This window comes from Spirosoma validum (assembly GCF_014699035.1).
GTDB lineage: Bacteria > Bacteroidota > Bacteroidia > Cytophagales > Spirosomataceae > Spirosoma > Spirosoma validum.
The window spans coordinates 865,292-886,064 of sequence record NZ_JACXAA010000002.1 but is presented as its reverse complement, the minus strand read 5'-3'; the positions used below and the strand labels follow the sequence as shown (position 1 = coordinate 886,064).

Sequence of the window (20,773 nt, the reverse complement as noted above, 5' to 3'; positions counted from 1 at the left end):
AATACCTCCACGAGAGAAAGATTTTGAAGAGATTGATTGGGAATAGATTTAATGTATGCAAACGAAAAAACCGCCAACATTGCTGAAAGCGGTTTTTACATTATAACTAGTTGATATTCAGGGAGCCAGTGGAGGGATTCGAACCCCCGACGCGCTTGCGCATCCTGATTACAAATCAGGCGGAATCGACCGCTATCCGACACTGGCAACAACTTTACAGCTCGTTTCCGAATTGTGATGCAAAAGTAGTGATTTTGCAGCTTTAGTGCAAGCTGACAAATAAAAAAAGCGAGAAAGAGTATCTGTGTCTGATTAGATCAAGAACCCATTCTCGCTTTTTCACGATCATCTATGCTTGTGCTACGCGAAGCTGATGCCGTAGATCCGCTAATTGCTTTTCAGCATCGGCAATTTTTTTATCGATATCAGCCCGGAGCTTATCGGCATTCTTCGAGCGGGCAAAGAACTCAATATTGTTTCGATACGTAGCAATATCGTTTTCAATAGTCGTAATTCGTCGACGGATATCGCTCTCACGTTTATTGCCTCCATCACGATCGCCACGATAGGAATCCCGGTCCCGGCCTCCTCCGCGCGTGGCTTCGGCTTCACTCTGAAGCATAATACGCTCCTTATCTTTAGCAGGAATTTTACCCGTTGAGCCCACCAATGCATTTACGGCATTGATGTAACGTTTCTGAGTTGTCTGCATGTCCTTCTTCGGAACAAAGCCAATAGCGTTCCATTCTTTCTTGAACTCGTTGAGTTGCGAAAGGTCTGCGTTGGCCGTTGCAGCAGCTTCGATTCGTTCGATAAGCGCAATTTTCTGAGCTAAGTTATCTTCAAACTCGCGTTCTGTTTCCTGATTTTTCGAGCGTTTTTTATTGAAGAATGCGTCGCAGGCGGCTTTAAAGCGGTCGAAAATTGTATTTTTCTGCTTTTCCGGCACCTGACCAATATTCTTCCACTGCCGTTGTAATTCAATGACCGTCTGTGTTACCTCAGGGGACTCCTCTCCGGATGCCAGAATAGCTTCTACTTGTTCGCAGAGATCAATTTTAGCCCGCAGGTTTTCTTCCCGCTTGCTTTCCAACTGTTTGAAAAACTCACCTTTATTATGGAAGAATGTTTTTAAAGCAGCCCAGAACTTCCGGCTTAATTCTTTCCCTTCTTCGCGGGGCATTGGCCCTTTGATAGCGTTCCAGCGGTCCTGCAGGGCCATGACAGCTTTCGTTTTGTCGTTCCAGTCATTGATACTGTTCGACGTAAACGACGTGATGGGAATTAATTCCTCATAAATCGCTGATTTTTCCTCGTAAAGCTGAGCCGATTCTTTACGCTGCTCATTCGTCTGATCCCGACGTTTGTCATACAGTACGTCCAGGGCAGCTTTCATACGGCCCCACAGTACTTCCTGCTCAGCTTTAGGAGCCGGTCCAATGTGTTTATATTCTTCAAACAAAGCGTTGGCTTCGTCGATCGTCTGACGTGTTACGGAGGTTTCTTCCGACGCTTTAGCCATCGCTTCGACCTTCTCAATCACTTCCGTCTTGAGCGTAGTGTTCCGTTTCCGGTCGAGTTCTTTTAATTCAAAATAAATATTTCGATTGCTATAGTAGCGATCAACGAGCGCATGATACGTAGCCCAGAGCGTAGCATTATGGGGCGAGTTCATATTTCCGGCCGCTTTCCATTCGTCCTGAATTTTCTTGAACTCGTTCCAGCTTACTTTTGGATCGCCCGCGCTATTCTCATCGTTTTCGACAAGTTCACGTAAACGAGTCAGCAACTCTGTTTTTGAAGCAAAGTTGGTATCTTTTGCTTTATCAAGATTTTGAAAATACGTATTCTTCTGGCTCTTGATCTGCTTGTAAAGCTCATCGAAGCGCTGAACTAAATCATCGTGTTTATACTCAAAACCCTCTTCAGCGCCCGTATCCGTAACATAAGCCTGTAAGGCAGCCTCCCGCTCGGCCCGTTTCATCTGATCAAACAAAGGCTTAATTTCCTTCAAAATCTGATCGGCTTTCTTGAAATCACCTGGTGTAACCGATGCGACACTGATCGCAGCCATTTGCGTTTCGAGCAAATTGACAAAATCAGCCTTTGAGAACTGACTATAATCAACCGTTGGCTGAGATGTAGTTTCATCTTCAGGCTCAGGCATATCAGCGTATTGTGCCTTTATGTCGTCACCAACCGGTTCTTCAATAATGAGAGCCGGAGTTGCCGGTACGTCAGCATCGGCTGGTAGTTCAGGAGCTACCTGAGAAGCTCCATCAGCAATGGGCGCTTCCGGATCTTCGACAAGCGGAGTCGTAGCTGCTGACTGTATATCCAATGGTGCTTCTGCAAATGAATCGCCGACAACAGCGGGTGATTCTTCTGCAGGCAATTCCGTTGTTGCAACAGGCGTTTCTGTCACAGTCTGTGATTCTGAAGCAGATGCATCAGCTTCAACAGAGTTTATCTCCTGCGTTGTGTCCAAAGATTCTTTGACCAGTTCACCAGTCGTGGGTATATCAGATGATGTATTGTCTACACGAGGTACTCCCGTTTGCTCTTCGACCTGAGGGGCCGTTGGATCTTCCTCCAAAAGTTGGGTGGTTGTATCCTCCACTTTTGGGTCAGGGTCTTTCATCTCAACCAAAGCCGGTTCAGTAGAGTTTTCAGAGGGTTCGGGAGTATGCACTGCCAACGAACCAGTAGCTTCAGTAGAGGTTGCTGGTTGCTGGTTAATTTCCTGTTCTTGGTTTGCCATGTTGGGAACGTACCGATTACTTTTGCAAAAGTACGATTATTATGCGAATTTTTCTGTAGTACAGTTATTGAAAAGCCATTATGGCAACCTTACTGAATGTCAGCATCAATCAGCGATTTACGCAACGAATACACGTTAAGCGGTTTAGATAAAACCGATGTTTTATCAGACCCAATTGCCCAGTTTCGGCGTTGGTTCGATGCGGCTCTCAGTGCCCGTGTTCCCGAACCAAACGCGATGCACGTGAGCACCGTTACTGCCAATGGACGTCCTGACGGGCGAATTGTGCTACTCAAAGACGTATCGGACACTGGCTTTACATTCTATACCAATTACGAAAGTCGTAAGGGAAGAGAACTTACCGATCATCCGTTTGCAACGCTAACCTTCTTTTATCCTGAACTCGAACGCCAGATGCGTATTGAAGGACGCGTTGAGAAAGTAAGCGCTGCAGAATCCGACGCTTATTTCAACAGTCGTCCGCGCGGGAGCCAAATTGGAGCCTGGGTATCGCACCAGAGTTCCGTGATCGACAATCGCGACGTACTGGAAACTCGCCAGCGCGAACTCGAAGCGCAGTTTGCAGGCCAACCGGTACCGCGTCCACCTTATTGGGGTGGTTTTCGAGTTTTACCTGACGTACTGGAATTCTGGCAGGGACGCCCCAGCCGCCTGCACGATCGTATCCGCTATCGAAAAGATGAAAACAACTGGCTGATCGAGCGATTGTCTCCATAGAATTCTAAAGGGGTTTAGGCACAGAGTTCACTAAGAATAAGAAACCTCTATGTACTCTGTGTCTCTGTGGTTAAATCACTTTACGGTAAAAATCGGGAAAGGGTTGCTTTTGAGCGAGAACTTGCTTCTCCCTTTTGTTTATGTCCGGCAGTAAAGCCAAAAAGCCTCAGGCTATTTCCAACCGAACGTTATTTAGTGTCATCTCTGCTTCGTCGGTCGGAACGCTCATCGAGTGGTATGATTTCTATATTTTCGGAAGTTTAGCCGCAATTTTATCTTCGCAGTTTTTCCCGAAAGACAACCCTACAGCTGCGCTCCTGTCTACGCTGGCGACATTTGCGGCTGGGTTTGTTGTGCGACCCTTTGGGGCGCTGGTCTTCGGGCGACTGGGCGATCTGGTTGGCCGGAAATATACCTTTCTGGTAACGCTGGTGCTGATGGGCGGTTCCACCTTCGCAATCGGCCTGATTCCGGGTTACGCAACGATTGGCTTCTGGGCTCCCCTACTCGTCTTGCTGCTACGTTTAATTCAGGGGCTGGCGCTCGGCGGTGAATACGGCGGGGCTGCTACCTACGTAGCAGAATACGCACCCGAAGGTCGACGGGGATATTATACCAGCTTTATTCAGACGACTGCTACGTTAGGTTTATTCGTCTCGTTGGGCGTCATTCTCCTTACACGCGAGTCGCTGGGTGTTGACAAATTTTCGGACTGGGGCTGGCGCGTTCCGTTTCTTCTGTCTATTCTTTTGGTGGCGGTATCCATTGTGATTCGGCTTCGGATGGCCGAGTCGCCTTTGTTTTCGAAATTAAAAACGGAAGGCAATCTCTCGAAAAATCCATTGGCGGAGAGTTTTGGAAAGAAACAAAACCTAAAAATGGTGCTCCTGGCGTTGTTTGGTGCCACCGCCGGGCAGGGCGTTATCTGGTATACGGGGCAGTTCTACGCGCTGTCGTTTATTCAGAAAGCCTGTAATATCGAGTTTGTGCAATCGAACACCATTGTCGCGATTGCCCTTCTGGCCGCTACGCCGTTATTTGTTGTCTTTGGCGGTTTGTCGGACCGTATTGGCCGTAAGGGTATCATGCTGGCTGGGATGGCGCTTGGCGTGTTGACCTATCGTCCGATTTACGACAAAATGTATAGCCTGGCAGATGTAAGCCAGAAGCAGGAGTTTACCGATGCGCAAACGATTAATCGTACATTGGCCAAACAGGAAAATGGCGATTTGATAATGACAATGACGACCACGCATTTTTATGCAGGAGGTCTTGTTGCGAAAGATATTGAGAAAAGCGTAACAAGTTCTAACGCAACAAACGCGCCTACCAAACCGGAAATTACAAAAGCCGTTACGTTGCCCACGGGTAGTTTCTGGTTAATGGTCTTGCTGATATTTGTGCAGGTTGTCTACGTAACGATGGTGTATGGGCCTATTGCGGCTTTTCTGGTCGAGTTATTCCCGACCCGGATTCGATACACATCGATGTCGCTGCCGTATCACATTGGTAACGGTATTTTCGGTGGATTAACGCCCTTCATCGCCACAGCACTCGTCGCTACGGCAACCAAAGCGAATGATGCTGTGCCAGGTTCGGTGGCAAAACCTTATCTCGAAGGCCTTTGGTACCCGATGCTGGTCGCTGGCGTCTGTTTCGTCATTGGATTACTGTATTTAAACAACAAAAGTTACAGCACTGCAGACGATTAACTTTATAAGTGAACAAGCGATTATTTTTCTACCAAGGATTCACTACGTCTGCTATGGCCCCCATTCGTTAACGCACTATTTATTTATGGCTTCACTAAAAAAATACCTCGGCGTTGTATGGATCCTATTGGGTATCTACGCTGGTTACGACCGCATTACAGACAGTCTGATCAAAATCGGCAGCGATAAACTCGAAGACCGCGTATTCGGCTGGGTGGTCCTATGTGTGTTGGTCCCTATCGTTGTGGGTGGACTGATTCTGTTTGGCAAGTACGCTCTCGACGGTGAGTACGATTCTTAAATTCTTAGTACCGAATGAGCGAACCGGAACGCCGAAGTGAAAAAGTGAATAGCTTTGTAGCTGCATATTCATTCACTTATTTGCTCATTCTCTCATCGGACCGGCGTTCCGGTCAATAATTGATTATGCGTATCCGAACCTTTGACGAATACCAGACTGCTTATCAGAAAAGCGTCGAAGACCCTGAAGAATTCTGGGCCGAAATCGCGCAGAACTTTCAATGGCGCAAACCCTGGACCAAAACCCTCCAATGGAACTTCGATGAACCTAACATTAAGTGGTTCGTTGGCGGCAAACTCAACATTACTGAAAACTGTCTCGACCGACACCTTGCCGAACGGGGTGATCAACCCGCTATCATCTGGGAACCCAATGACCCAAACGAAGCGGGTGTTACGTTGACCTACCGGATGCTGCACGACCAGGTTTGCCGGTTCGCCAACGTATTGAAACGTAACGGCGTCGTCAAGGGCGATCGCATTTGTATTTACATGCCGATGGTGCCCGAACTGGCGATTGCCGTACTGGCCTGTGCTCGGATTGGAGCCGTACATTCGGTGGTATTTGGCGGATTTTCGGCGCAGAGCATCGCCGACCGGATCAACGATGCCCAATGTAAAGTCGTCGTTACGGCCGACGGATCGTACCGAGGCAACAAAGAAGTCCCGCTGAAAAATACCGTAGATGATGCGCTGATTGGTTGTCCGAGCGTTCAGCGGGTAATTGTGATGACGCGCACCCGCACCCCAGTTTCGATGCTGAAAGGCCGCGACGTGTGGTGGGAACAGGAACTTAAGCAAGTTACCGCCGACTGCCCAGCCGAAGAAATGGACGCCGAAGACATGCTGTTCATTCTGTACACATCCGGCAGTACAGGCAAACCCAAAGGCGTTGTGCATACGTGCGGAGGCTACATGGTGTATGCGGCCTATACCTTTCAAAATGTATTCCAGTACGAACCGGGCCAGGTATTTTTCTGTACGGCTGACATTGGCTGGATTACCGGCCACAGCTATATCGTTTATGGACCTCTCGCCAGTGGTGCTACGTCAATCATTTTTGAAGGTGTGCCTACCTATCCCGACTGTGGCCGGTTCTGGGACATTACTGATAAGCACAATGTCAATATTCTGTATACTGCGCCAACAGCTATTCGGTCATTGATGGGCTTTGGGTTAGAGAAAGTCGAGAACCACGACCTGAGCAGTTTACAGGTGCTGGGTTCTGTCGGCGAACCAATCAACGAAGAAGCCTGGCACTGGTACGATGATCATATTGGTAAAAATCGCTGCCCAATTGTTGATACGTGGTGGCAAACCGAAACCGGCGGCATTTTGATTTCACCCATAGCTGGTGTTACTAAAACCAAACCGACATATGCTACGTTGCCACTGCCGGGTGTTCAACCGATTCTGGTGGACGAAAACGGTAAAGAAATTGAAGGCAATGGCGTTAGCGGAAACCTGTGCATGAAATTTCCGTGGCCGGGTATCCTGCGCACTACGTATGGCGATCACGAACGTTGCCGTCAAACCTATTTCGCTACGTATCCGGGTCTATACTTTACGGGCGATGGTTGTCTGCGCGATGAAGACGGCTATTACCGCATCACAGGCCGCGTAGACGACGTACTGAACGTATCGGGCCACCGCATCGGCACAGCTGAGGTCGAAAACGCGATTAACATGCACACGGGTGTAGTCGAAAGCGCCGTAGTGGGTTATCCACACGACATCAAAGGCCAGGGTATTTACGCCTACGTCATCACCGACGATCAGCAGCCTTCCGACCATGATGCCGAGCTAACCAAACGCGACATTCTGGCAACCGTTACGCGGGTAATTGGACCTATCGCCAAACCTGACAAAATCCAGTTTGTAACGGGCCTACCTAAAACCCGCTCCGGCAAAATCATGCGCCGAATCCTCCGCAAAATTGCAGAAGGCGACATCAGTAACCTCGGTGATACGTCAACACTGCTTGATCCAGCAGTAGTCGATGATATTAAGGCAGGAGCGATATAAGTTTTAGTTCACAGTTTATAAGTACGCCGGACAGAAACGTCCGGCGTTTTTTTATGCCGTCAAATTGACTCAAAACGCTACTTTTTTTGTTGCAGGGAAAGAAGCAGTCCGGCATTTAGTACGTCCGAATCATCAACTGGCATTGACTGCGGCCTTACCACCAACAAATCTATGCAACTCCTTTACAGTTATTTACGGCGCTATTGGGGCCTGTTGGCACTGGCGCTAATCTTGGCAGCGATCAACCAGATCTTCTCGCTGCTCGATCCGTATATTTTCCGGAAAATCATTGACCAATACGTAGTGAAGCCGGGCGGTAGCCTGCGAACCATCGACTTCTGGGGCTTCCTGAAAAACGGGGCGGGTCTGCTGATTTTGCAGGCGCTTGGCGTGGCGATGGTCAGCCGCATTGCCAAGAATTTTCAGGATTACTACGTCAATGTGATTACGCAGCGGCTGGGAGCACGACTCTATACGGATGGTCTCCGGCATTCGCTCGACTTGCCGTATCAGGTGTTTGAAGACCAGCGGTCGGGGGAGACGCTGGGCAAGTTGCAGAAGGTACGTACCGACGTCGAGAAGCTGATTCAATCGTTTGTCAATGTGCTCTTTACGTCGGTGGTGGGCATCATCTTTGTAATGTGGTATGCCGCTACGGTCTACTGGCCCATAGCTCCGGCTTACTTCCTGACTATTCCGCTGCTGGGTTTTGTGAGTTCGCTACTGAGCAAGAAAATTAAGACGGTTCAGAAAACCATCGTCGCCGAAACCACGGCACTGGCCGGTTCAACGACGGAGAGCTTACGGAACATCGAGTTGGTAAAAAGCCTTGGTTTGGCGCAGCAGGAAACGGAACGACTGAACGCCACAACCGAGAAAATTCTGAAGCTCGAACTCAAAAAAGTGCGCTATATCCGGTCACTGTCGTTTGTGCAGGGTACGTTTGTGAACCTGCTACGTAACGCGATCATGCTGCTTATGCTGTTTCTGGTGGTGCAGGGCAAAATTACGGTGGGTGAGTTTTTCTCGCTGTTCATTTACTCCTTCGCCATCTTCGGACCGTTGCAGGAACTGGGCAATATCATCAACGTATATCGGGAGACGGAAGCGTCATTAGCGAATTTTCAGCAAATTCTGGATACACCCCGCGACGTTAAACCAGCCCTCCCACAACCCGTCAAAGCACTCAAAACACTGGCTTTTGAGGATGTTCATTTCAAACACCTCACCGCCGAAAAACCCGCTCTCGATGGCATTACGTTTGATGCGGAAGTCGGCGAGACTATTGCGTTTGTCGGTCCTAGCGGTTCGGGAAAAACTACCCTCGTGAAGTTGCTGGTCGGTTTGTATAAACCGCTCAGTGGTCAGATATTATACAATGGCATTCCCGGAAATGAAGTAAACCTAGACGAACTTCGGGAGCAAATCGGCTTTGTGACGCAGGATACGCAGCTTTTTGCCGGAACTATCCGCGAGAACCTTCGCTTCGTCGCGCCCAACGCCACTGACGCCGAATGTTTGACAGCCCTGCATCAGGCGGCCGCTGACTCGCTGTTGGCCCGCGCTCCGCAGGGACTCGATACGGTCATTGGCGAGGGTGGTGTGAAAGTATCGGGTGGCGAAAAACAACGGCTGAGTATTGCCCGTGCGCTTCTCCGCAAACCTGCGCTGCTGGTGTTTGATGAAGCGACATCGGCGCTGGATTCGCTGACCGAAGAGGAAATTGGCCGAACGGTACGTGATTTATCCGGTTCGCGCCGACACATTACAATCCTGATTGCCCACCGATTGAGCACAATCCTTCACGCTGATCGGATTTTTGTTCTGGAACAGGGCCACGTCGTGGAGCAGGGGCGTCATGCCGAGTTATTAGAGCGCAAAGGCTTGTACTACGCTATGTGGCGGCAACAAATTGGTGAACGCAAAGAGTTAGTGACTGCCTGATAATAGAACGCAGATTTTATGATTAGTATGTCTGTGGTGTCAGTTTCTAAAAACTGACATGTAAGGTTTCTTAAAACCGAACGATCCAGAAATTAGGTTTTGGGAAACCTCAAACGGTCGGGTTCTGAACCCGACAGCACGAAAAGCGCAAGAGCCGAATCATTCCGACGGATAGTAAAAACATCGCATTCCAACCTTCACGTATAAATAACCTCTCCTACCTATGTTACGCTACCTCATCGGCACAGCCTTTGCAGCTGTATTCCTCTTGAGCAGTTTTCTTATTGACCCCAACCCCGTCGCAAAAACAGCCCGAGAAAATTATCAGACGTACTGTTCTTCCTGCCACGGCGAAAAAGTGGAAGCGTTCGTAGATCGCAAATGGAAGTTCGGCAATACCAAACCTGATTTAGAGAAGAGTATTTCCGAAGGCCATCCTGATCTGGGTATGCCATCCTGGAAAGCAACGCTGAACGCCACTGAAATCGGTGAACTGGCCGACCTGATTACTGAAAGTCTGAAAAACGTCGATCAGTACAAATTCGCCAGCAAACCTACCTCAAACGTCTTTTCGTCCGAAGGGCAGACGGTTAAATTAGATACCGTCGTTTCCGGACTTAGCTCGGCCTGGGGATTGGTTTTTCTACCCAACGAAGAGTTACTGGTTACAGATCGCAACGGCGATATTTACCGGATTGACAAGTCGCGCCAAAAGACCAACGTGACGGGTGGCCCGACCGTATTGGCCGAAGGTCAGGGGGGACTTCTGGACGTAGCGTTGCATCCCGATTTCGCGAAAAATGGTCTTGTCTACTTTTCGTATTCAGCGGTGAAGGACGAAGGTGGTCAGAAATTATCGACTACAGCCATCATGCGGGCCAAATTGGCTGGTGCTACGTTGACTGACCAGAAAGTGATTTTCGAAGCCCTCCCCTATTCCAAAACCCGCCATCACTACGGCTCGCGGATGGCGTTCGACAAAAAAGGCTATCTGTTTTTCTCCGTTGGTGAGCGAGGAAACGAGAAAGAAAACCCGCAATCGAAAGCGAATGATCTGGGTAAAATTCACCGCATTTATGATGACGGACGTATTCCCGAAGACAACCCATTTGCGAAAGAGAAAGGCGCGAAGGCATCCATCTATTCGTACGGCCACCGGAACCCGCAGGGATTGATTGTAACAGCCAGCGGTGAGATTCTAGAACACGAACACGGTCCGCGCGGAGGTGATGAACTCAATCTGATCAAAAAAGGAGCGAATTACGGCTGGCCGGTTATCTGCTACGGCATCAACTACGACGGCAAGCCAATTACGAATCTTACAGCTAAAGAAGGTATGGAGCAGCCACTTACGTACTGGCTTCCGTCTATTGCCCCATCCGGTATTACGTTTGTTGACAGCAATAAGTATCCGGGCTGGAAAGGCAATCTGATGATCGGTTCGCTACGTTTCCAATACCTGAATCGCTGCGTGATGGAAGGCAATAAAATCGTAAAACAGGAAAACGTTCTGAAAAACATCGGTCGTTTACGGAATATCAAGCAAAGCCCCGATGGCTATCTCTACGTATCCGTCGAACAACCAGGCTACGTATTTCGACTGATGCCGGTAGCTCAGTAGAAGGAAAACAATATCGAAAAGCGCTGGATACGTATGTTCAGCGCTTTCTTATTCTTCTAAAATCTCCGCCAGCACGGTTTCAAAACCGACCAGTACGTCTTCACCTGACAATTTCCCGGTAAACGCCCTATGACCTATTATCATCAGCAGTTTCTAAAAATCCGGGAAGAGGTTTATCCAAACGAATATGTATGCAGGCAGATCATTCAGGCAAAACGGTTTATTGACAGCCAGTTTGCTACGTCTATACGCCTGAGCGACATCGCTGAAGCTGCTTTTCTGTCCAAGTTTCATTTCATACGGCTTTTCAAACAGAATTACGGTCAGACACCGTATCAGTACCTGACGATGGTTCGAATTGCACAGGCGAAACGGCTTTTACGTACGGAGAAAACCATCAGGGAAGTTTGCTTCGCCGTTGGTTTTGACAGCGTTAGTTCGTTCACTGCGCTTTTCAAGAAAATAACCGGCGTAACACCGTCGACCTTCCGGAAAAGGCTCGCTACGTAAAAAAGCAATTTTCAAGAAGTGTACAAGCTTCCTCTTTCAGACCTTTGCCAAAAGCGAAGTCCTTCATAATCGGAACCTAAACGCATGAAAATTAAAGTAACCAGCCTGATGGTCAATGACCAGGAGAAAGCCCTGACCTTTTACACCAATGTACTGGGATTCGTCAAAAAGACGGAAATCCCGATGGGCGATCATAAATGGTTGACCGTTGTCTATAGGGAAGAAAAAGATGGTGTCGAGTTATTACTGGAACCGACGGCGTTCCCACCGGCTAAAACGTACCAGAAAGCGCTATTCGACGCGGGAATCCCAGCGACGATGTTCAATGTCGATGATGTTCAGCAGGAGTTCGAACGATTGGCAACAGCAGGTGTCGTGTTTAGCATGAAACCAACTACTATGGGACCTGCCACGATTGCCGTCTTTGATGACACCTGTGGCAATAATATCCAGATCGTTCAGGTTTAGATCGGTTAACCCCTAAATCCCCTGAAGGGGACTTTGCTCATATTTAGACAAAGTCCCCTTCAGGGGATTTAGGGGTTTGTTGACTCGAATAATTTGCCCCCACCCCATTTACAACAACTACGTAACACGCTCAGGCATGAAAAAACTTTTTTCACAAAATATTAGTTGATATATCAACAAGCTATTACATTTGTACCATGGTTATTGACAAAGAAGCAGAACTACGGAAGAAGATATCGGGACGGATGGGTAAGCTGTCCATCTTTACAATTACCCACGTGGGTCATTTGATGGGCAAGAAAGCAAACCGTGAACTGGTCCGTTCGGGCTTTAGCTTACAGCTTGAGCAACTGCCTATTCTGTTCACAATCTACTTTTCGGGCGATGATTTGCCGTCGCAACAGGAGATTGCGAATCTGCTTCACAAGGACAAATCGGGTATTCAACGCTCCATACGCACATTAGAAAGGGATGGCTACCTACGTATCGTCTCCGATGATGTTGATCGGCGTAAGAATCTGATCCAGTTAACACCGGCTGGGCAACTGGTTATCGAGAAGGTTATCCAGACAGCAGAAGGTATTGATAAGCAGGTTACCGACCAGTTACCAGCTGAGGAATTAGATTCCTTTATGACGACGTTACGGAAAATTTCTTCCCTACTAGACAAATAGTATTTTTTTAATTAATTAGTTGATATATCTACAGTAGACACATCAACCTTATTGAAAGTATGAAACATAAAATTGCACTGGGTTTATTTTTTCTGCTGGCACAAAGTGGCTGGGCCCAGTCGACCACCAGCTTTCGGTTAAAGGATTGCATCGACTACGGCCTCCAGCATTTCGGAACGGTACGTATCGCTCAGTATCAGGTTCAAACGGCGGATCAGCAGGCTCGCCAGGCACTGGGCCAGTATTTACCCCAGATCTCAGCGACGGGAACGGCTGTAAACAATATTAAGCTACAGAGAAGTGTCATTCCAGCGGGGGTTTTTGGACCTGAACCGCAAGTATTTATAATCGGACAGAAATACCAGACCAACCTGACTGCGCAGGCCACACAAACGATCTTCGACCGGTCGCTGCTGCTTGGCATTAAAGCGAACAAGCCGAACCAGCAACTGGCCGAGCTGAATACCCGCCAAACCCGTGAGGACATTATCTATAATATCGCCAGCAATTATTATCAGGTTTTCATCGCACAGCAACAGATTGCCCTGCTCCGTGACAACCTTCAGCGGACGCAACAGGTACTCAATATTCTGAAGCTACAACGGGATAATGGGGTTATTCAGCCCGTCGATTATACGCGCACCGAAGTGAGTTACAACAGTACACAGTCGCAGTTGACGCTGGCCGAAAATGATTTGAATCTGGCTTACAATCGCCTGAAGTACCAGATGGGCTTACCAGACGATCAAAATCTGGTCTTGGCTGACTCAACACTGCTGACGCAACTTCCTGTTGTGGAACAGACGCCGTTTGATGCCCAAAGTCTGGTTTCGTTCCAACAGGCTGCCACAAACCTGGAGCTGCAACGATTGCAATTAAAGCGGATTCAGGCTGGTTATATACCCACACTAGGCCTGACGGCTAACTATGGTACTGTCAACCTGGGTGCGCAAACGCTCGATAAACTGTTCAGCAATTTCGTCGGTTTCGGTAGTTTTGGTCTGCGGCTGAGCATTCCTATTTTCGACGGTTTCCAACGCGATGCGCAGGTGAAACAGCAACGGTTAACGGTACTAACCCAGGAAGAACAGCAACGCCTGAACGTAGCGGCTTACCGGCTTCAGTTCAACAACGCTCAATCGCAGATTCAAAAAGCGCAGACGAACGTAACGAACGGCGATCGAAACGTAAAGCTGGCTCAGGAGGTGTACAACATCACGACGCTGCAATACAAACAGGGCGTTAAGTCGCTGACCGATCTGGTTAATGCCGATACGTCCTACCGCCAGTCGCAATCAGACTACATCAATTCGCTCATCAATCTGTATCAGGCTCGTCTTGATCTGGAACAGTCGAGGGGCAACTTACTTAATTTCTATAATCAACTCTAACCGGAGCGCCGGGCCGCCGGAGCGGTCGTTAGCAGGCAATACAATTGAAAGCCATGAAAAAGACAACACTCATTATCATTACGTCCGCCCTGGCCATCGTCGCGCTAATCGGCTTCCGACTAGCGTCGAATAAAGAGAAAATAGATGCTCAGAATAAACCCGTCGTCAACGCGAACGTAGCGATTCCGGTAACGACGGCGCAGGTACAGGAGGGCGCGGTTAGTCAGCAACTGGTCAGGACCGGAAATCTGATTCCGTTTCGCGAAGCCAACATTACGGCTACCACGGCGGGGAAGGTTACGCGCGTCAACTTTAACTTAGGTACGCAGGTTAGCCAGGGGCAGACGCTGGTCGAGTTAGATAACCAGCTCAAAGAACTTTCGCTGCAGGCTACGCAACTCAATATCGACAAGCTGAAGAAAGACGTTACGCGCTACAACACGCTTTTAGCCGGAAACGCCACCACAGAAATTCAGGTGAATGATACTAAATTCAACTACGAAAACGCGGTCAATCAGGCGGAACAAATCAAGAAGCAGATTCAGGATGCCAACGTAAAAGCACCGATCAGCGGACAGATTGTACAAAAAGCGATTGAGCCCGGTGTATACATCACCGTTGGCAGTACGTTAGGTAAGGTCCTGGATGTAGCGCGATTGAAAGTCAACGTACTGGTCAATGAAAGTGATGTGTATCAACTGCACAAAGGTCAATCGGTAAAGGTTACTGCCGACGTATTTCCCGGCCGGACGTTTACTGGACAGATTTCATACATCGCTCCGCAGGGTACTGATGAGCATAATTATCCGGTTGAAATAACAATTGCCAACGCCAGCAGCCTGAAAGCCGGTACGTATGTTAACGTTGATTTCTCGCAGAAATCGAATCAAAAAGCCTTACAGATTCCACGTAATGCGCTGGTCGAAAGTATCAAGAATCCGTACGTCTACGTCGTGGATAACAACGTAGTACATCAACGTAAAATTTCGGTAGGCCGCGACTTTGGCGACACCATCGAAGTATTGGGCGGCTTATCCGCTGGCGACGTCATTGTTACAACCGGTCAGTTGAATCTCAGCGACGGCAAATCTGTGCAGATAACAAAATAAATGAGCGAAAGAGTGAATGAGTGAAAGAGCGGGCCAGCGAAAAGCTGATGTGATCCATTATTTCTCTCTTTTACTCATTCACTCTTTCACTCTTTCACTCATTTACAACCATGTCAATAACCGAAATAGCCATTAAGCGGCCGTTACTGGTAACGACCATTTTCACCGTCCTGATTTTGTTCGGTGTGCTCAGCTACCAGCAATTGTCGTACAATCTGCTGCCAAAATTTGAAGCCAACGTTATTAGCGTCGCTACTACGTATCGGGGTGCTTCGGCCGATGAGGTTGAAACGAACGTAACGAAACGGATTGAAGACGCGCTGTCGTCGCTGGAAGGGCTGGACCGTATGACGGCCACCTCGCAGGAAGGCGCTTCGATTGTGATTATCCAGTTGAAAAACGGGGTCGACGTAACACTGGCGCAACAGGACGCGCAGCGCAAGCTCGAACAGATTATCAACCTCCTGCCCGACGATGTCGACCGCCCGATTCTGAATAAGTTTTCGACGGACGAGATTCCGGTTTTGCGCATGGGCGTAACGGCTAACATGTCGCCTAGCAAGCTGTATGACCTGATCGACGACGACCTGAAACCGCAACTTTCGAACGTAGCGGGGGTTGGTCAGGTGAACGTCATCGGCGGTAGTGAGCGTGAAATTCAGGTAAATGTCAACGCCGAGAAATTACGGGCCTACGGCGTTTCGATTGGTCAGGTCGCGCAGGCTATCAATGCGGCTAACACCAGCTACCCAGCCGGTCAGCTGGAAACGCGGGAGTCGCAGTATTCGATTCGTTTCGATGCTTCCGTCGAAACGGTTAATCGGTTACGTAGTCTGGTCGTTGCCCGCCGGACAGATGGTAGTGAAGTACAACTATCTAACATAGCGGAAGTGGTCGATGCGACGGCGAAACCAACGGCCATCAACCACATCAACGCGCTGCCTTCCATTGGGATGCAGATTCAGAAACAATCGGATGCCAACGCGGTGTCGGTGAGTCAGTTGGTGCGCGCCCGGATCGCTACGCTGGAAAAGCAACATAGCGATGTGAAGCTCAAATTCAACGTTGCCTCCGACCAGTCGACCTATACGCTGGCTTCGGCTCATGCCGTCGTTGACGACCTGTTCCTGGCCGTGCTGATCGTATCCGTTGTGATGTTATTATTCCTGCACAGTTTCCGCTCGTCGCTGTTTGTGCTGGTTGCGTTGCCATCCTCGATCATTCCGACGTTTGTGCTGATGTATCTATCGGGCTTCTCGCTGAACCTGATGACGCTGATGGCGCTCTCGCTCGTTGTTGGTATTCTGGTCGATGACTCGATTGTGGTCTTGGAGAATATCAACCGTCACCTGGAGATGGGTAAGGATCGGGTTACGGCGGCCCTGGAAGGACGTAACGAAATAGGTTTTACGGCGCTGGCGATTACGTTGGTCGACGTTGTGGTATTCATACCATTGGCCATGACGGGCGGATTAATCGGAAACATTCTGCGGGAGTTCTCGTTGGTGGTTGTGTTCTCAACGCTGATGAGCTTACTCGTGTCGTTTACGCTAACGCCCTTGCTCGTATCGCGCTTCGGCAAACAGGAACCGCTGAATCCGAACTCGTTATGGGGTAAACTCAACTTGGGTTTCGAACACATGCTCGACCGTCTCACAGAAGCTTACGGACGTATTCTTGCCAGCGTATTAAGTCATAAGCGCTGGATTTTCCTGGCTGTCATTGCTTTATTGATTGGTTCGATTGCCTTAGTTCCGGCTGGGTTTATTGGGGCTGCCTTTATGCCACAGAGCGACCAGGGCGAAATGAGCGTGCAACTGGAACTGGCGCCAACAGCGTCAATCTATCAGTCCAACGCGGTGTCGCAGCGGGCCGAACAACTGATCATGAAGCACCCGGAAGTAGCGAACGTCTTCACGAACGTTGGGTACACCAGCAGCGGTATTGCTACGTCCTCCAACAGCAACATCGTTGATCTGAACGTAAAGCTGGTGGATAAGAAACAACGTACCGTATCAACCGACGATTTTGGTCAGATACTGAAACGGGATGTCGCTCAGATTCCGGGCGTGAAAGTTACGGTGAGCCCGGTCGGTATTGTGGGGGCCTCACAGGCGCCGATTCAGATTGCGGTGAAAGGAACCAACATGACGACGATCCGTCAGGCGGCTACTCAAATCAAAAATATCGTCGCTACTGTTCCGGGTACGCAGGATGTTAAGTTTTCGGTGAAAGATCCGAAGCCTGAGGTAACCGTACATCTGGACCGCGAAAAAATGGCTCAGTTAGGCATCAGCGCTTCGGACGTAGGGATCGCCTTGCAGAATGCGTTCCGGGGAAATGATCTGTCGAAGTTCAAGCAAAACGGTAATGAATATGACATTCTGGTTAGCCTGGACCGTTTCGACCGTACGAGCTCACAGGATGTTAGCCGGTTGACGTTTGTTAATAATCAGGGCAGAACCTTCGAATTATCGCAGTTCGCCACGGTACAGGAACAGACGGGTGAGAGTGTGCTGGAACGTATCGACCGGCTGTCATCAATCACGATTAATTCGCAGGTTATCGGTCGGCCCGTCGGTACGGTAGGGGCTGATATTCAGGCGAAAGTGGCGAAACTTCAATTACCTGAAGGCATTTCGATTCAGTACTTAGGTCAGTTGCAGCAACAATCGGATGCGTTCGGAAGCCTGGGTTTAGCGTTGGGTATCGCTATCCTACTAGTGTACTTCATCATGGTGGCGCTCTACGAAAGTGTGGTATATCCGTTCGTCGTACTATTCTCGATTCCCGTCGCGTTAATCGGTGCGTTGTTTGCACTGGCGCTGACCATGCAAAGCCTGACAGTATTCTCGATTGTCGGTATGATTATGCTGCTGGGTCTGGTGGCCAAGAACGCGATTCTGATCGTTGACTTTGCCAACCAGTTAAAAGCCGAAGGACACGACGTCATTCACGCGCTGATCGAAGCCGGCAAAGAACGGTTACGTCCGATTCTGATGACAACGCTGGCGATGGTCTTTGGTATGCTGCCATTGGCGCTGGCTAGCGGCTCGGGTGCTGAAACCAAGAACGGGATGGCCTGGGTGATCATCGGCGGGCTGGTCTCTTCCCTCCTGCTGACGCTGCTGGTTGTGCCATCGGTATACTTAGTCATTGACCGAATTATTGCCCGGTTCACAAAGAAAGAAGTGACACCGAAAAAACCACAGGAATTAGAAGTCGCCAAAGCGATAAGTTAACAAAGACGTAACGAAATTGTAGCGCGGTGCTTCAGCCCGCGTAGCCGTAGGCTAAATTGTAGAGCAAGAAAAATCTAACTACAATTTAGCCCACGGCTACGCGGGCTGAAGCACCGCGCTACGTTTGTTGACCAGACATATTTGCTGCGTAAACGTAGGTGACATTCACCCCCATATTTGCTTCATTGACCACTTTTATTCCTGTAAACCTGGAGCTTATTGTACTTTTACAGCTTATCTGGTGCATGGATAATGACCTGGCAAAAAAATCATACGACATCGTTATTGATTGGTATACTCCTGATAGTTCTGCCTGTCTTTTACTTTGTGTATGCAGGTGTTAGCTGGCGTCCGCTAAACCCACACGAGCATCTTGTTCAGAATGGTATAGCTTATCTTTTCTTTCTGCTTTTCTCCTATTTCAACCATACGGTATTCGTACCTCGCTGGTTTCTGGCCAAGCAATACCGTCGATACGCCATCGTAGCCATCAGCTGTGTGTTAGCGGCTGCCTACCTGCCGTATCGAATTGAGCAATGGGTTTTCTTTAAACCACCTTTGGAGAAAACGCCAATGGGCTGGTTCCGACAACTCTTTATGGAAGAAATGATGCTGTCGCGTCCTTTCGAACGGGGATTTCATTCACATCCGGGCGATCACAAGCCTTTTTTTAAGCCCTCCGATAAACAAGCTTCCTCTTTTCCAGACGGCCCTCCTCCGATGGAACGCTCAGGTTTTCACCACGGGGGTCCTTTTACCCTGTTGCTTCCGGTCAAACTGGCCATCTTGTTTCTGCTGGGCAGTGTCAGTACGCTCTTGTCCGTCTCCGTGCAGACATCCAATCGGCTACGAAAAGTTGAGAACGATCAGTTACAGGCCGAATTGCAGCAACTTAAGGCCCAAATCCATCCCCATTTTCTGTTTAATACGCTCAACAGCATTTATGCCCTGGCGATACGTCATGATGAGCGCACGGCGGATACGATTGTTAAACTCTCGGAGTTCATGCGGTATATGATTCGGGATGCTCACCGGGACACCGTCCCGCTGGAAACCGAAATAAAGTACATCGCTAATTACATCGACCTGCAGAAAGCCCGCCTGCAGGATGCCGTTCAGATTGATTACCGGTTGACGGGTGAGATGGATCACTGGCAGATCGCTCCATTACTGCTGTTCTCGTTCATCGAAAATGCGTTCAAATATGGAGTAAGCCCGGAAGAGGACTCGCTAATCACTATTCATCTGGATATTCAGAATAATGAACTGCGTCTGTATGTATTGAACAACAAAGTTCAGATCAGCCAATTTGAAAAATCTACCGGGGTTGGGTTACAGAACGCCCGGGAACGGCTACGACTTCTTTACCCGGCTGCGCATACGTTAATCATCGACGATGCCCTGACCCATTTCAGCGTCAATTTAACCCTCTCTTTATCCTGATGAAAGCCATAGCTCTGGATGATGAACGTCCTGCTCTGGATGTTATCGACGCCTTCTGCCGACGTATCGATTCAGTCGAGCTCGTTCAATTATTCACCCGTACGGGCGAAACGCGTCTTTACCTGGAAACGCATCCGGTTGATCTGCTCTTTCTGGACATCAACATGCCCCGGGAGTCCGGCTTAGCCTTTTACAAAACCATTTCCCAGCAACCCCTGGTTATTTTCACCACGGCGTATAGCGAATTTGCGGCTGAGAGCTATGAGATAGAGGCTGTCGATTATCTGCTCAAACCATATACGTTCGAGCGCTTCGAGAAGGCTGTCCAGCGAGCACAGATACGCTGGCGATCGCAACGACAGACAGATGGGGGCGACGGTGCTGACCAGGTGAATCTATACTTCCGGGTCGATCATGGCTTAGTAAAGATTACAGCGGCAGATATTCTCTTTATTGAAGGCCTGGATAATTACCTGAAAATCCACCTGAGCGGAAGACAACCGCTGGTTTTGCGCCTAACGCTGAAAGCCATACTCGATCAGTTGCCTGCGAAGAACTTTCTTCGCGTTCATCGCTCTTTCATTGTCGCTCTCGACAAAATTCAGGCGATACGTAGTAAGATGATTTTGATTGGGGATGAAGAAATACCCATTGGCAGCAGCTACGAAAAGGATTTTTTCAGCCTTTTCATTCGGTGAAATTCACCCCGACTTTTACCCGGTTTACCACAAAAACGTCCTGTTCACCCCAGAATACAAGTCATCAGCCACACTTTTCTCCAGCGCTTAGCTACGCAAGCGAACTTTGACTAGTTGACGAGGTTGTAACCGCTGGT

The 20,773-nt window shown here is 49.0% G+C and carries 15 protein-coding genes and 1 tRNA gene; 14 read left to right on the top strand and 2 right to left on the bottom strand.

Going from position 1 to position 20,773, the window contains the following annotated elements:
- Positions 1 to 123: 123 nt before the first annotated feature.
- A tRNA-Thr gene (locus IC230_RS08540) sits at positions 124 to 207 on the bottom strand.
- Between the two features lie 142 nt (positions 208 to 349).
- Positions 350 to 2,761 (bottom strand): DUF349 domain-containing protein, encoded by a 2,412-nt coding sequence (locus IC230_RS08535; protein WP_191038544.1) that lies wholly within the window; start codon positions 2,759 to 2,761, stop codon positions 350 to 352.
- 96 nt (positions 2,762 to 2,857) lie between these two features.
- Between IC230_RS08535 and pdxH the strand changes: the two genes are divergently transcribed.
- The 14 genes from pdxH to IC230_RS08465 all read left to right on the top strand — a co-directional run bounded on the left by pdxH (position 2,858) and on the right by IC230_RS08465 (position 20,636).
- Positions 2,858 to 3,499 (top strand): pyridoxamine 5'-phosphate oxidase, encoded by a 642-nt coding sequence (gene pdxH / locus IC230_RS08530; protein WP_191038543.1) that lies wholly within the window; start codon positions 2,858 to 2,860, stop codon positions 3,497 to 3,499.
- Between the two features lie 140 nt (positions 3,500 to 3,639).
- Positions 3,640 to 5,211 (top strand): MFS transporter, encoded by a 1,572-nt coding sequence (locus tag IC230_RS08525; RefSeq protein ID WP_191038542.1) that lies wholly within the window; start codon positions 3,640 to 3,642, stop codon positions 5,209 to 5,211.
- Between the two features lie 85 nt (positions 5,212 to 5,296).
- Positions 5,297 to 5,512 (top strand): DUF6814 family protein, encoded by a 216-nt coding sequence (locus IC230_RS08520; protein ID WP_191038541.1) that lies wholly within the window; start codon positions 5,297 to 5,299, stop codon positions 5,510 to 5,512.
- Between the two features lie 125 nt (positions 5,513 to 5,637).
- Positions 5,638 to 7,536 carry an acetate--CoA ligase gene (gene acs, locus IC230_RS08515; RefSeq protein ID WP_191038540.1) on the top strand — a complete coding sequence of 633 codons (1,899 nt, stop codon included), beginning with the start codon at positions 5,638 to 5,640 and terminating at the stop codon, positions 7,534 to 7,536.
- Positions 7,537 to 7,707: 171 nt separating this feature from the next.
- Positions 7,708 to 9,480 carry an ABC transporter ATP-binding protein gene (locus IC230_RS08510; protein ID WP_191038539.1) on the top strand — a complete coding sequence of 591 codons (1,773 nt, stop codon included), beginning with the start codon at positions 7,708 to 7,710 and terminating at the stop codon, positions 9,478 to 9,480.
- 223 nt (positions 9,481 to 9,703) lie between these two features.
- The gene (locus IC230_RS08505) at positions 9,704 to 11,101 is read left to right on the top strand and encodes a PQQ-dependent sugar dehydrogenase (RefSeq protein ID WP_191038538.1); all 1,398 of its coding nucleotides are present in this window, start codon (positions 9,704 to 9,706) and stop codon (positions 11,099 to 11,101) included.
- Positions 11,102 to 11,230: 129 nt separating this feature from the next.
- Positions 11,231 to 11,611, top strand: coding sequence for a helix-turn-helix domain-containing protein (locus IC230_RS08500; protein ID WP_191038537.1), 381 nt, complete (start codon positions 11,231 to 11,233; stop codon positions 11,609 to 11,611).
- Positions 11,612 to 11,695: 84 nt separating this feature from the next.
- Positions 11,696 to 12,079, top strand: coding sequence for a VOC family protein (locus tag IC230_RS08495; protein WP_191038536.1), 384 nt, complete (start codon positions 11,696 to 11,698; stop codon positions 12,077 to 12,079).
- A 197-nt stretch (positions 12,080 to 12,276) separates the two neighbouring features.
- Positions 12,277 to 12,753: a MarR family winged helix-turn-helix transcriptional regulator gene (locus tag IC230_RS08490; protein WP_191038535.1), complete on the top strand. Its 477-nt coding sequence runs from the start codon at positions 12,277 to 12,279 to the stop codon at positions 12,751 to 12,753.
- A gap of 59 nt (positions 12,754 to 12,812) precedes the next feature.
- Entirely contained in the window at positions 12,813 to 14,144 is a 1,332-nt protein-coding gene (locus IC230_RS08485) for a TolC family protein (RefSeq protein WP_191038534.1), read from the top strand.
- A 53-nt stretch (positions 14,145 to 14,197) separates the two neighbouring features.
- The gene (locus IC230_RS08480) at positions 14,198 to 15,253 is read left to right on the top strand and encodes an efflux RND transporter periplasmic adaptor subunit (protein WP_191038533.1); all 1,056 of its coding nucleotides are present in this window, start codon (positions 14,198 to 14,200) and stop codon (positions 15,251 to 15,253) included.
- A gap of 110 nt (positions 15,254 to 15,363) precedes the next feature.
- The gene (locus tag IC230_RS08475; protein WP_191038532.1) at positions 15,364 to 18,495 is read left to right on the top strand and encodes an efflux RND transporter permease subunit; all 3,132 of its coding nucleotides are present in this window, start codon (positions 15,364 to 15,366) and stop codon (positions 18,493 to 18,495) included.
- 252 nt (positions 18,496 to 18,747) lie between these two features.
- Positions 18,748 to 19,938: a sensor histidine kinase gene (locus IC230_RS08470; protein ID WP_223860431.1), complete on the top strand. Its 1,191-nt coding sequence runs from the start codon at positions 18,748 to 18,750 to the stop codon at positions 19,936 to 19,938.
- Entirely contained in the window at positions 19,938 to 20,636 is a 699-nt protein-coding gene (locus IC230_RS08465) for a LytR/AlgR family response regulator transcription factor (protein WP_191038531.1), read from the top strand. The genes IC230_RS08470 and IC230_RS08465 overlap by 1 nt, the downstream gene beginning before the upstream one ends.
- Positions 20,637 to 20,773 lie beyond the last annotated feature (137 nt).

Excerpts from the sequence above, each read along its gene's own strand:
- IC230_RS08535 (WP_191038544.1), bottom strand. The coding sequence starts at position 2,761 with ATGGCAAACCAAGAACAGGAAATTAACCAGCAACCAGCAACCTCTACT.
- pdxH (WP_191038543.1), top strand. The coding sequence starts at position 2,858 with ATGTCAGCATCAATCAGCGATTTACGCAACGAATACACGTTAAGCGGT.
- IC230_RS08525 (WP_191038542.1), top strand. The coding sequence starts at position 3,640 with ATGTCCGGCAGTAAAGCCAAAAAGCCTCAGGCTATTTCCAACCGAACG.
- IC230_RS08520 (WP_191038541.1), top strand. The coding sequence starts at position 5,297 with ATGGCTTCACTAAAAAAATACCTCGGCGTTGTATGGATCCTATTGGGT.
- acs (WP_191038540.1), top strand. The coding sequence starts at position 5,638 with ATGCGTATCCGAACCTTTGACGAATACCAGACTGCTTATCAGAAAAGC.
- IC230_RS08510 (WP_191038539.1), top strand. The coding sequence starts at position 7,708 with ATGCAACTCCTTTACAGTTATTTACGGCGCTATTGGGGCCTGTTGGCA.
- IC230_RS08505 (WP_191038538.1), top strand. The coding sequence starts at position 9,704 with ATGTTACGCTACCTCATCGGCACAGCCTTTGCAGCTGTATTCCTCTTG.
- IC230_RS08500 (WP_191038537.1), top strand. The coding sequence starts at position 11,231 with ATGACCTATTATCATCAGCAGTTTCTAAAAATCCGGGAAGAGGTTTAT.
- IC230_RS08495 (WP_191038536.1), top strand. The coding sequence starts at position 11,696 with ATGAAAATTAAAGTAACCAGCCTGATGGTCAATGACCAGGAGAAAGCC.
- IC230_RS08490 (WP_191038535.1), top strand. The coding sequence starts at position 12,277 with ATGGTTATTGACAAAGAAGCAGAACTACGGAAGAAGATATCGGGACGG.
- IC230_RS08485 (WP_191038534.1), top strand. The coding sequence starts at position 12,813 with ATGAAACATAAAATTGCACTGGGTTTATTTTTTCTGCTGGCACAAAGT.
- IC230_RS08480 (WP_191038533.1), top strand. The coding sequence starts at position 14,198 with ATGAAAAAGACAACACTCATTATCATTACGTCCGCCCTGGCCATCGTC.
- IC230_RS08475 (WP_191038532.1), top strand. The coding sequence starts at position 15,364 with ATGTCAATAACCGAAATAGCCATTAAGCGGCCGTTACTGGTAACGACC.
- IC230_RS08470 (WP_223860431.1), top strand. The coding sequence starts at position 18,748 with ATGACCTGGCAAAAAAATCATACGACATCGTTATTGATTGGTATACTC.
- IC230_RS08465 (WP_191038531.1), top strand. The coding sequence starts at position 19,938 with ATGAAAGCCATAGCTCTGGATGATGAACGTCCTGCTCTGGATGTTATC.